At 45.7% G+C, this 12,503-nt stretch carries 8 protein-coding genes; 1 reads left to right on the top strand and 7 read right to left on the bottom strand.

Going from position 1 to position 12,503, the window contains the following annotated elements; translation table 11 throughout:
* Positions 1–28: 28 nt before the first annotated feature.
* From pdxY to R7Q47_RS01120, 3 genes are all read right to left on the bottom strand, one after another.
* Positions 29–898 carry a pyridoxal kinase PdxY gene (gene pdxY, locus R7Q47_RS01130; RefSeq protein ID WP_154204054.1) on the bottom strand — a complete coding sequence of 290 codons (870 nt, stop codon included), beginning with the start codon at positions 896–898 and terminating at the stop codon, positions 29–31.
* Between the two features lie 101 nt (positions 899–999).
* The gene (locus R7Q47_RS01125; protein WP_017634469.1) at positions 1,000–1,188 is read right to left on the bottom strand and encodes an AbrB/MazE/SpoVT family DNA-binding domain-containing protein; all 189 of its coding nucleotides are present in this window, start codon (positions 1,186–1,188) and stop codon (positions 1,000–1,002) included.
* Between the two features lie 140 nt (positions 1,189–1,328).
* A complete protein-coding gene (locus tag R7Q47_RS01120) occupies positions 1,329–2,525 on the bottom strand; it encodes a tetratricopeptide repeat protein (RefSeq protein ID WP_239938919.1) in 1,197 nt (398 codons plus the stop codon).
* A gap of 546 nt (positions 2,526–3,071) precedes the next feature.
* Here R7Q47_RS01120 and pulA point away from each other — a divergent pair.
* A complete protein-coding gene (gene pulA, locus R7Q47_RS01115) occupies positions 3,072–7,061 on the top strand; it encodes a pullulanase-type alpha-1,6-glucosidase (protein WP_248486115.1) in 3,990 nt (1,329 codons plus the stop codon).
* 99 nt (positions 7,062–7,160) lie between these two features.
* Here the strand turns inward: pulA and R7Q47_RS01110 are convergent, their stop codons facing one another.
* The 4 genes from R7Q47_RS01110 to R7Q47_RS01095 all read right to left on the bottom strand — a co-directional run bounded on the left by R7Q47_RS01110 (position 7,161) and on the right by R7Q47_RS01095 (position 12,475).
* Positions 7,161–8,777 carry an endonuclease gene (locus tag R7Q47_RS01110; RefSeq protein ID WP_248486113.1) on the bottom strand — a complete coding sequence of 539 codons (1,617 nt, stop codon included), beginning with the start codon at positions 8,775–8,777 and terminating at the stop codon, positions 7,161–7,163.
* 331 nt (positions 8,778–9,108) lie between these two features.
* Positions 9,109–10,722 (bottom strand): alpha-amylase family glycosyl hydrolase, encoded by a 1,614-nt coding sequence (locus R7Q47_RS01105; RefSeq protein ID WP_248486111.1) that lies wholly within the window; start codon positions 10,720–10,722, stop codon positions 9,109–9,111.
* A gap of 120 nt (positions 10,723–10,842) precedes the next feature.
* Positions 10,843–11,349 (bottom strand): hypothetical protein, encoded by a 507-nt coding sequence (locus R7Q47_RS01100; protein WP_005374788.1) that lies wholly within the window; start codon positions 11,347–11,349, stop codon positions 10,843–10,845.
* Positions 11,350–11,665: 316 nt separating this feature from the next.
* On the bottom strand, positions 11,666–12,475 hold the full coding sequence (locus tag R7Q47_RS01095; RefSeq protein ID WP_005374786.1) for a MalM family protein: 810 nt from the start codon (positions 12,473–12,475) through the stop codon (positions 11,666–11,668).
* Positions 12,476–12,503 lie beyond the last annotated feature (28 nt).

The raw sequence follows: 12,503 nt of genomic DNA, 5'->3' as shown, positions 1-12,503 counted from the left end.
CTCCCCTTTTTTGTTTAATTGCGCTCAATTATGCGGTGACCAGAGCCACTTCTTCAATCGGGAAGTGTTTGCTTGGCTCAACAAACTCTTGCTGCGCCGCAATAGTTTGCAGCTCCCATTCGCCTGCATGGTACGTTGCACTCAACACCCCGTAACACGCGTCGTGACAATGTTGGAAAGCTTGTTTAGGAGACCAGCCTTTTAAGAGTCCCGCGGTAAAGATAGCTGAAATAAGATCGCCCACGCCAACAGGTTGTTTAGCAAACTCAAATTGAGGACGCTTCGCAAGGTAAATGCCTTCTTGCGTAGCCAATAGCATGTTGAAGCTGCCATTTTCTAGGCAGTAAAGGTGCTTAACTAGCACCACTTTTGGACCTTTCTCTAGCGCACGTTGGCATGCGGTGATCGCATCGTCTAATGAGTGGATTTCCATCTCAGCAAATTGACTTAGCTCGAATTGGTTCGGAACGATCACGTCCGCCATTGGCATCAAACGCGTTAGAAGATTTTCAGCAATGCCCGGAGCCACAATGCAGCCTTTGTCTGGCGCGCCCATCACAGGGTCGCAAACGTAAAGTGCGTTCGGGTTCGCTTGCTTCACTTTCGTCACGGTATCTTCAACAGCAAGGCACTGCTCTGCGCTACCTTGGTAGCCCGTCAATACCGCTTGGCACTTTTCCAGCGCGCCGATGTTACCAAGTCCACGAACTAACTCGCTGATGTCTTCAGCCGCAAACGCTCGCCCAGTCCAGCCTTCTTGATACTGCGTGTGGTTAGAAAATTGAACGGTATGAATCGGCCATACTTCGGAACCCATGCGTTGCATTGGGAAAACAGCACTGCTGTTACCAGCATGACCAAAAGAAACATGAGATTGTATAGAGAGGATACCTTGCATAGTACCTTACCTCTTATTGTAGTTATCGATAGTTCAAAGACAGCGGCAAGCGCCAGTTTTGCGAAACCAGTAGTGTATCCGACAAACCAAGATTCTCTAACTCAATTCTCCTCAATATCTTCAGAGTAAGTTGGAGCGCTGGTTTTCAACACCATCTTCTTAATTTCCATTTTGTCTTTATTCAGTGCGATTTCTAGGGTATCTCCTTCCCTTATCCCGAGCTGAGCCAGGATTACGCTTGGAATGACTACGGCGGTGTCGTCACCGATTTTAACAGGTTGACTTATCATCTTTCGTCCTCCAAATGTCGAAAATGAGTTTTCACGTCATTGGATGTCTAGCCTCAAATACATTAAGCTGACTTGGATTTGGCGTAACATTTTAAAGACAAAAGAAAAGCCTCAATCTTGAGGCTTCTGGATAAGATAGGTTATGGCTGAAGGAAGTTTTGAGTGAAATCGAGCGCCTCTTTAGAGAGTTTTTTTTCGTTAGGCGATGTGCTTGCCTGACCTTCTGCTGTTACCGTTGTCATGTTAGGCTGAAAATCTAGTGTTGATGTCTCCTCCCAAGCTTCGGAGGCGTCTTTATTCTCATCATTCAACACCGCATTGAGCTCCTCTTCCGCAGGAAAATACGCTTCGCGTTTGTACACTTTGTTAAGGGCTCGAATAATAGAGTGCTTTCTCACCATTCCTGAGGCCAGCTTTCTTTGCAACGGCTTCGCTATGGACTGCAATCCAACGACAACATCAACACCAATATTGGTCGCCACTTCATCACGCAACGTACGCGCAGGTTGGTAGCCCATATTGGCAGCAAGAAACAGCCAAACGTAAGCAATTGCATTACCCGTTTTACCTTTATCCTTCCACGCTTCGCCAGCATGATACATCGCTTTAGCACTGCCACCTTCCGCGGCCCGTTCTAGCCAGTAGCAACCTTTAACCATGCTTTTTTCTGTACCAATGCCATTTAGGTAACATAAGCCGACTTGGATCTTGCCATCTGCACTGTCTTTTTCCGCCGCTTTCATAAACCAGTAAAGCGCATCTGCACTGCGTCCTGCACTATTGTCTGGTGAAAGCTGCCATTCCCCCATATAAATCATGGCATCAATGCAGCCTTCTTCGGCGGCAGTTTCAATCAGTTGGTTACCTTTTGGGATATTTTTTTCAGTTCCTCGGCCAAAGACCAAGGCCTTGCCCGTCGAAAATTTCGCTTCGGTATCTCCTTCCATTCCCGCAATTGCGGTACGCCAGAAGTTTGCCTGCTCTTTTAAAATCACATCTTCGCGCATGCGTTCACTTAAGCGAACAATGCCGTACATCCCCGTCACATTGTCCAGTTTAGCGGCTTTATCATACCAATACAGCGCTTGACGAATGTTGTCCTTTTCGGCTTCTTTCGCTAGAAATAAAATGGTGGGGATATGCCCGGTTTCTGCTTTGAACTCTCGCTCTTTACGCTCTTGCTCTCGCGCTTTATGCATCGCCTTTCGATAAGCGGCTTCGCGAGCTTTCCTCTCTGCCTCGAGTCTCTGTTTCCGCATCGACAACGAGATCATCCACACAAATATCAGGACGAGTGAAAGGCCAGTTGCCGCAATGGCAATGCCCATACTACTCATAAATAGCCTCTTTTGGTTTCAGGGCCCAATTCAACTCCCTTTCAGGGAAATCTTATGATTACGCGCCGACGTAACGCCGACTACCTTCATTATATAACGACCACTTAGCGAAAATCTGAAGCTTGCGAAGACTTAATGGCGGTATTTTATTCAACATCACTGCAACTTATTTTTATAAGAAAAATATAGCCCTCATTTTTATAGAACTTAATCACGGTTTTGGGGCTGAGACATTCTCATCCCCTATCATCCCCCCTTACTCATCCCATAAAAATTTACATTTTAATGATGTGCAGAATCTCTCACTATGCGCCTGTTTTATTATTTAATTTGTGAACAAAATCGACTGTGACAGAAAATTTGCACCTGTAAAAAACTTAACAGCCTGCTCTCACATTTTGCTGATGATTCAGTGTATTAGCATCTAATTGAACATTTCCTTTTTTGGCATCTGCCTTTCTAGCGTGTGCAAAACCTTCTTGATGATTGAGTCAGCGAAGGCAGCGCGCAGCTCAATATCAATTCAATAACAATGGATTTGTAAACGTGGACAATAAGACATTTAAATTATCAACAATTGCCAAAACCGTACTGCCTTTGATTTCCGTCGCGGTAATCAGCGGTTGTGGTAGTGATAGCACGAACGAAGATACGACGAACCCTGGCTCAGGCTTGTACCCTGCGGGAGAGAACGAAGTCGTCATTTATTACAAACGCGATGTGGCGTCCGCTTCAACAGCAAGCGACTACGAAGGTTGGGGCTTGCACCTATGGAACGGTGAGGGCTGTACCAGCACAGATTTAGACGCAATGGGCATTCCGGGAACAGGAACGGATTGGTCTGCGCCACACCCATTCGATGGCATCAACGACACCTACGGTGCTTACTACGTACTGAAAATAAACCCTGATGCCTCTGACCCACACGAATGCATGAACTTCATTCTGCACAAAGGTGATGAGAAAGCATTCGGCAGTGCAAACTCAAAAGTGGAGCTGACGAAAATCGGCGAATCGAAAGGTTTGTTTGGCTTCCACGGCAGCAGTGAACTTTACTACGAGCCAATAGAAGAGCGCCCTGTTGATATTGATGGTCAAAAAGCGCATTGGCTAGATGCCAACACCATCGCGTGGGAAGCGGCGGCCAATGCGGATTCCATGAAGCTGTTCTACAGCCTCAGCAACGACATTAAAATGGATGAAGATAAGCAAATCTCTGGCGGTACAGCGGTTGAGCTGACAAAAGCTGGTGAGTTGTCTGATGGTCTGAAATCACGCTTCCGTCACCTTGCTAGCCTTCAAGCTGCGGGTATCGATGTCGATGACGCGACCTTGCGTACGATCCTGAAGTCACAAATCGTTATGGTGGCTTACAACGCAAATGGTGACGTCATTTCTGCAACTGAAGTGCAAAAACCGGGCGTTTTGGATGCGGTGTTTGCCGATTCCAAGGCAGGTAACGCGATCGGTCAAGAACTCGGTGCGATTGTGGAAGGCGGTGCCGCAACCTTCAAACTATGGGCACCAACTGCCCAAGATGTTGATCTGATAATCTACGATGAAAACTTAGCAGAAGAAGCGACCGTTGCCATGACGGAAGACCCAGCAACAGGTATCTGGGTTTCTGAGGCACAAAGCAACGTTGTCAACAAATACTATCGCTACCAAGTTAAGGTATACCACCCAACAACTGGCGTCGTTGAAACGCGTTTGGTAACAGACCCATATTCAATGAGCTTGTCTAAGAACTCACGATACTCGCAAGTGGTTGATTTAGATGATCCAAGCTTAATGCCTCAAGATTGGAAAAACTACGCACGCCCAACAGTTAAAAAAGACGAAGACCACGTCCTTTACGAGTCACACATTCGTGATTTCAGCTTTAACGACAGCAAAGGCACACCAAGTCTTGATGGCAAATATCTGGCGCTTACAGAACCTGAGCGTGAGTCTGTATCTCACTTACAAGCTTTAAAAGATGCTGGCCTAACAACGCTACATATCTTGCCAGCATTTGATATTGCAACCGTGGATGAAGACGCTGACAAGCGAGTCGATATCACCGACACCGTGGGTAAACTTTGTGGCATCAAGCCAGAAGCCTCCATTTGTGAGACCGAAGATGACGGCAAAGTAATTGAAGAGGTATTAAATAGCTACGACCCAACAACGGGCAAAGCACAAGCGTTGATGAACGATCTTCGCATGCTAGACAGCTTCAACTGGGGTTACGACCCTTACCACTACACCGTGCCGGAAGGCAGTTATGCGACCGATCCTAACGGGTCTAAGCGTATTCTTGAGTTCCGCGAAATGGTTCAAGCGACGCATAAAATGGATCTGAAACTGGTCATGGACGTCGTGTACAACCACACAAATGCATCTGGTGTGAACGAAAAATCAGTACTGGATAAGATTGTCCCTGGGTACTACCACCGTCTAAACGTCAACACTGGCGGAGTCGAAAACTCAACCTGTTGTGATAACACCGCAACCGAGAACTTGATGATGGGTAAACTAATGGTTGACTCATTGATGGTATGGGCGGATGACTATAAAGTCGATGGTTTCCGTTTTGACCTTATGGGCCACCAGCCGAAAGATGTGATGGTTTACGCACTTGAAAAAGTCCGTGAAATTGACCCGAATACCTTGTTCTACGGCGAAGGTTGGGACTTTGGTGAAGTCGCGCAAAACGCTCGCTTCGATCAGGCGACACAAGTCAACATGGCGGGGACAGAAATCGGTACTTTCTCTGATCGTCTGCGTGACGCAGTTCGTGGCGGAAGCCCGTTTGATGGCGGTGTAGATTCTGAAGGTAAGCACCCACTTCGCTTTAACCAAGGCTTTGGTAACGCCGCTTATCCTAACGAAGAAACCAAAACTGACGCAGAGTCGGTGAATGGTCGTTTACACAACCAAGATCTGGTTCGTCTAGGTATGGCTGGTAACTTGGCTGATTACATCCTTCTTGATTACAAAGGCGAAACCAAACTGGGTAAGAACGTTGATTACAATGGTGCGCCTGCAGGCTACACAAAAGTGCCATCAGAGAACATCTCTTACGTGTCTAAGCACGACAACCAAACATTGTGGGATAACAACGCCTACAAGATTGCGACAGGCACTTCATCTGCCGAGCGTGCACGTATGCAGTCTGTGTCCCTATCAACGGTGATGCTTGGTCAAGGCATTCCATTCATCCACATGGGTTCTGAGCTATTGCGCTCTAAATCCATGCAGCGCGACTCGTACGATTCTGGTGACTGGTTCAACCGTGTATTCTTCGACGGAAGCGACAATAACTGGAACGTTGGTCTACCACGTGAAGACAAAGACGGTGCAAACTGGGAGCTGATCAAAACCATCGTTGGTGACAGCACGGCGAAACCAGATTCAACCGACATCGAGCTGACTAAGCAACAATTCCTAGAGCTACTAAAAATCCGTAGCACAAGCGAACTGTTCCGCCTAGATACCGCGCAAGAAGTGATGAACCGTGTGGACTTCCGCAACGTAGGGAAAGACCAAGTGGAAGGCTTGATTGTGATGTCTATCGACGATGGTACATCAGCAGGTGCCGATTTAGATTCGAACTACGATGCTGTTGTGGCCGTTGTGAACTCAACATCAACTGAGAAGTCTTTCAAAGTTGCTGGCGCAACTGGTTTCGAGTTACATGAAGTTCAACAAAACTCTGCGGATGACATCGTGAAAGGTGCAAGCTTCACCAATGAAACGTTCACAGTACCAGCACTGACAACAGCGGTATTCGTGCAGCCACAAGACGGCGCACAAGGTGCTGGCCTGCCAGTAAACACGGATAACAAAGACGTATCGAGCATTCCTCCTTACGGCGAAACCGTTGTTTACGTGAAAGGCACGATGAACGAGTGGTCTGATAGCAGTGATTGGGCGATGACCTTTATTGGCAACGGCATGTACTCTGTAACTGGCGTTCTTGAAGCAGGTGAGCACGAGTTCAAATTCGCGGACTCTGGTTGGGCAAATCCAAACATCGGTTGTGATGCTGCGAATATAGCTTCTGGTTCACTAGACTTAGGTTCAGAAGGTAACTGTAAGCTGTCTGTTGCTGAAACAGGTAAGTACAACTTCACTCTGAACGCGCTGCATGTTCAAGATGAAAGCGTAGAAAAACCGGTCGTGTCAGTGACCAAGTCAGCAGATGCACCAACATTCGGTGAAACAGCACTTTACTTACGTGGCACTATCACTACATGGGATGCTCCAGCACAAGACTCAACAGCGAAGTTCAGCTATGTTGCAAATGACGTTTATTCGCTAGACATTGACCTAGCGGCGGGCAACTACGAGATGAAAGTTGCGAGCGCAGACTGGGCAGCAGACACCAACTTCGGTGGCGAAGGCAGTGTTGAGCTTGGTAAAGCGCTAACGATGGAAGTCGGTGGCGGTAGTGCAAACCTGAAAATTGCGATTGCAGAAGCAGGAAATTACAACTTCCACTTCAACGCGGCTGACAAGTCGGCGCCAATCGTGACGGTAACGAAAAACTAGTTTCATTTAAAAACATCCGTAATGAAAAAGGGGAAGCATCACGCTTCCCCTTTGTTTTGTTGGCGTCACTAAATGGTGGATACCAAAATCAAAAAGGTGTTAGTTTCCCCAAATCTGTTCAACAAACTCAGGATGATCAATGAATGGATTACGATTGCCCTGAAAATCAAACACTTGTTGATTGCGGTTTCGTTCTTTTTCACTAACGGGATCATTTTTGTGCCAACGTTTCAGCATGTTTAACATCCAAGGTTCAAAAACCGTTGAACTTGAACCATCAAGGACAGCATCCGCATTGCTTGAATTGCCTTCCCAGTTACCTACAATATTTTCATAGCGGGTTGCCATGTAGAAATAGGCACGAGCAAAATCGCCTTTAAACTCATCAATCGGCTCAAACACCGTACCGGAGTAGCCCAGACTAGTGCTTGCTTGGCCAAGTTTAGAGCCATTACTAGACACGTAGGTCGCGGTGCCCACTTCACCAAATGGCCAATTACTGCGCTTCGCGTTTACATAACCATCAGTTGCAAACAAGTGATGACCGTCTGAGTTCATCGGCTCAACCTTACCGCCAAACCAGCTTTTCGGAAAAGAGTGCTCACGGTTGTAGCAATCCCCTTCCGTTTTGTATTGGCCACATTGGTCTGTGACTTTGGTAAAGCTTACCGTATCGCTAGCAGATGGCTTTTCAGAGTACATATCGAGAATAGAGCCATCATTTTCATAATAACGATCAATATCGGCATCTTTTACCAAGGTCCAGACCGCAGAATAGCCTCGGCTGGAGTGATTATTGATAATGTTAAACAACGCTGTTTTTAGAGCGTATCCCGTCTTACCAGATGCCGCTTGATAGTAACCATCAACCACTGGTGGGGTCGTCGTTGTGTCACCTAAGTTAAAATCGGTGGTTTCACTTTTCGAGAATTCAGCGCCAGAAGCAAGAGTCTTATCTCCCACCTTCAACGCGTAAGACCCCGAACCATTGCCACAGCAAATGCCGTCGCCATAGCTGTCTTGAATCGTAAATTGGTAGTTACCATCGGCCAAACACATGGTCTTATCTACAGAGGTTGACGACTCATACCCCTGACCAGAGAAAAGCACTTGCGCTTGGCTATTTTTCAACTCCCAGCTAGTTTCTGAGCCATAGTTGTCCGTCGTGAGTGTAAGAACCACCTCATGATCACTACAATTTTCTACAGGAGGTTGTGTACTCGTCTCAGTCGGTTGAAAATTATCGACGTAGACAACTTCTGAGCCATCAAAACTGGCTTCATCGTAAAAACGCAAACCGACGTTGATGGTCTTGTTCGAGCTCGCTGTGTAGTTGTGCGCGAGCTCTTGCCACTGGTTTATCTGTTGTGGGTTCGAGTAATTGTGATAACCATCAACCACCAGACGTGCTTTTACATTTCCTTCGGTATGATAAACCGAGACAGAAAACGGATAGGTTTTCCCTTGCTCCACATTAATGGTTTGCAAAAAGTCGGTGTTGCTTTGGGTACCTGTATTCACGACGACCTGGGCAGCCAGACCACCCGATTTGATTTGCTCGCTGCTTGGCGACACTGTAATGCCAGCGTTAATCTCTGACCACTGCGTAGGTACATTGCCATTCCACTGTTCAAAGTCACCGTTGATAATTTGGCTATATGCAAACGGCGAGCTAACAGCAGCAAGGAGACAGAGGGAGTTCGTTATGGATTTCATTATACTTTTCCATTAGTTATATAAATCCCAAACACGATAAACATATTAGTGGGGCATAAGTAATCCTTCAGTCACATTTTTACGTTGCACAAGTGTTAATTTACTTTTTAATGTGCAGCTTATCTCACAAATATCCATCTGCTGAAAACAAACGCCAATACAAAAAGCGAAGCAACTTGTTGGCTACATCGTCGCAAAACCATTAAGGGAAAAGTAAAACAGACAGAAAAAAGCCAAGTGTGCGCCTATGGGGGTCAGCAACAACACTTGGCTTGTTTATAAGAAAGCTTGTGGTCAGCTCAACTGGTGAGCATCAATTCTGAATAATTCCTTAAGGTTTTACCGCAAAGAATCGTCCTTGTAGTGGCGACATCAGAATCTGATATTGACCATTACTCGGAGTAATTTTTTCATTCGTGAGCAAATCCACCAACTCACCAGTACCAACACTCTCCTGAGTAAGAGTGACGCTTCTAGCGCTCTCTAAGGTATTTAGCGCAAACAAGACTTTGTCCGAACCAGATTGTTTCAAATCCACATAACTGCCGTTACTCGCAACTAAATTCGTGCGTGACCCCTGATAAAGTGCAGGATGCGCATCGCGCATTGTCATCAGCGATGTCACATAAGATTTGAGATCGGCTTGGTTTGCATCAAGCGTCGCCGTCACGCCTTCAATTTTCGCACTGCTGCGCGCAACGTGATCATCGCACAAACCTTGAATGGCGCAGGTGCTGTTGTCTTCTTTTACGGCAAAACCATCCACTTGATCCCCGATTTCATCACCGTAGTACAACGTGATTGGCCCTGTGTACGCCGCTTGGAAAGCAAACGCGGCTTTATGGCGTAACCAATATTCTGCATCATTCACATCCGCCAAGTTTCCACGCTGTAACAAGTCACCAAAGCGCACTAAATCATGGTTGCCGATCATCAAATTCGGCTGCGCATGTGTTGGATATTGATTGTGTGTGCTGTAGCCGTTGTCTAACCAATCCGCACCGCGACCACCCACGCCACTCTCATTCACGGCCAAAGTTTCAACGATGCGATAGCGCATAGGAAAATCAAATGCAGAGCACAGTGCTGGATCGCTGTTCGATCCATACGCCTCATTCGCGATCTCAGACTCCCCTTTCCAAATCTCTGCCACCATATAGCCCAACGGATTCACTTGTTCGCCTTTGCTATTGGTGTACGTCACACTTTGTGAGGCTTCATCGACGGCTTTACGAAGTTGTGTCCAAGCGTCTGTCGGAACTTGATAGGCTTGATCTAAACGCCAGCCGTCAATCTTCAGTTCTTTGATCCAATACGTTGCCACTTCTTTGTAGAAATCGAGACTGGCCGGGTAATCAACGGGATTGCTCGATCCCGATGGCAACAAACCGGAGGGAGATGGTTTGATCAAACCATCTTTGTGATGACCAAATACACCATCAAAAAACACGTATAAGCCGCGTTTGTGTGCTTCCTCGACCAAGGTTCTCGCCGTTTCTAAATCACCAAAACGTGGATCAATGGTGAAGTAATCCGTTGCAAAGTAGCCCGTGGCATCCAGACGATCGGCCCAGTGTTCTTGGCCCGCTATCGCTTCCGATTCAAAAACTGGCGTCAACCAAATCGCGTTCATCCCTAAATCTTGGATGTAATCGAGTGAATCAATCACTCCTTGCAAATCGCCGTTATGATGGCTGGTGCCATAACCTGTACCGTGACCAATGCTCGCATCACCATCCACAAAACTCTCTACCATGATTTGATAAGTACGAAGTTGGTTACTTTGCGCCATGACATTGGCTTGGCAAGCATAACTGGTATCCGGTAGCGGAGTGCTGCTATTAGTGTCGCCACCACCAGAAGAATTACACGCAGATAAAGCACCAATCACACTTAACGCAAGCAACGATCGAGACAGGCGATGGTTACGTAGGATATTACGCATTTTATTCTCCCTAACTTACTCAAATAAACTACGGAAATTTGAGTAATAAAATTAACCCCGACATGTGTTTCATGCAGGGGTTAATAAATAAAAATAGATTTTAAATAACTGAATGGAATATTATTGGCACTTATTTACCATGACATGAACAGGTTTGCCTTTTCCTTCAAACTGAAGACTCCATACATATTTACCATCTTCTTTAATATCAACCGAAGTGTCCGTACCGTAACCACCAAATGTTAATGGTGTTAATTCACCAACGTTCATTCTATTACCTTTTGCGGTAAATTGTGGGAACCACAACTCGGTCGCGTACTGCATTTTGTAGGAGCCTACTTTTTCTTGAACCACGGCTTGGTAGAAATTATTCCCTTTGTAGGTGTATTGACGCTGAGGCACGTGTTTCCAATCGGAATCCGCAAAAGTACCCACCACAAATAGTGGTTTAGAAATAGGTCCTTTCGCTGTGCTATCTGGGTTGTCACACGCTTTCATGAAAGCAACCACTTCGTCTTGAGACATATTAACAACAGGCTCTGCGGCCGCTTCTGGTTCTGCAGTCGATTGACAACCCACTAAGGCAACAAGTAGAGCAGCAGCAAGAGAGGTCTTCATCATGTTCATTTCACGTAATTCCTTTTTAGTATATCCAAAGCAAAATAAACTCAACGGTTAAAAGAAATATTAATCGTTATTAAAATGGAAATATCAAACGCCAAATAAATATTTTCGGATTGCGAATTTAAATCACTTCGAGAAGTTTGTTTATTTCCTAAGTACAAAAAATAAATTAGGAACTGCCATTAATTATTGATCCAACCTATATAAAAAACAAAGTAATAAAAATAATTATGTGAATAAGGTAACTCTATGTAGGGGTATTTTTATTGGTTTATTTTCTATGAAAAAGGTCAGCATTTCGCTGACCTTTTTTATCTGATTATTTTCTATTTACGGCTTTCACAAACACTTGTTGTGCACCTTCGATACCCAGCTCTTTTGCTTCATCAAGCAAAGTGAGCGCTTTCGGAATATCATTCGCTGCGACTGCCGCTTCAATGGAGCTGTAGTAGTAGCTAGTAAGGTCCGTACCTTGGGGAATGTTGTCGTTTTTCGCAACAATCTTAGTATTCACAATATCATTCGCGGATACCGAAAAGCGGAACTGACCGAGTGGGCTATGTTTCGCTAGAGGGTCTGCAATATCTGGCGGCTGAGTGTGACGCGCCATGGCGAAGGCTTTTGCAGGGTGTAAAACTTGTGTACTTCCTTTTAGATCGGCGGAAGTCGTGTAAACCAACACATGCAGATCGTTACCTGTCATGTCTGGAATCACATTGAGATCAAGTACGAATTTATCGTTGTCCAACAGTTTTGCTGGTTCATACTTAAACTTTGAAAAATCTGCTTGGTAAATGGTTTCTCCTGCCGAGTTCATCACTGCGACATTAGGAGCATAAAATTGAAGTTCTTTACTTACGAATGTCTCTAATTTGATATCGAGACTGCCACGGTTACCTGGAAGAGCAAACGCTGCAATAGCGCCAGCACTGTTACCATCCAACAACATTTGGCTTTTATCAGTCAAAGCGAATTCAGTAACCACAGGCACGTTAAGCGGTACCCATTGAATATCACCCGATTGCGTGATCACTTGTTGCTGACCTTTTGGACTCATCTCTACTTGTTCTACAGACGCACAACCAGTAGCCAACATGCCCAGCAGTACGGGAGCAAGCCATTTTTTCATTACTGTCTACCTCGACTCTTTATTGTTT

This window comes from Vibrio sp. Vb0349 (assembly GCF_033338975.1).
The sequence above is the reverse complement of the archived record's forward strand: the minus strand, read 5'-3'. Positions and strand labels throughout refer to the sequence as shown.

Coding starts and splice junctions, on each gene's coding strand:
- pdxY (WP_154204054.1), bottom strand. CDS start 898: ATGCAAGGTATCCTCTCTATACAATCTCATGTTTCTTTTGGTCATGCT.
- R7Q47_RS01125 (WP_017634469.1), bottom strand. CDS start 1,188: ATGATAAGTCAACCTGTTAAAATCGGTGACGACACCGCCGTAGTCATT.
- R7Q47_RS01120 (WP_239938919.1), bottom strand. CDS start 2,525: ATGAGTAGTATGGGCATTGCCATTGCGGCAACTGGCCTTTCACTCGTC.
- R7Q47_RS01110 (WP_248486113.1), bottom strand. CDS start 8,777: ATGAAATCCATAACGAACTCCCTCTGTCTCCTTGCTGCTGTTAGCTCG.
- R7Q47_RS01105 (WP_248486111.1), bottom strand. CDS start 10,722: ATGCGTAATATCCTACGTAACCATCGCCTGTCTCGATCGTTGCTTGCG.
- R7Q47_RS01100 (WP_005374788.1), bottom strand. CDS start 11,349: ATGAACATGATGAAGACCTCTCTTGCTGCTGCTCTACTTGTTGCCTTA.
- R7Q47_RS01095 (WP_005374786.1), bottom strand. CDS start 12,475: ATGAAAAAATGGCTTGCTCCCGTACTGCTGGGCATGTTGGCTACTGGT.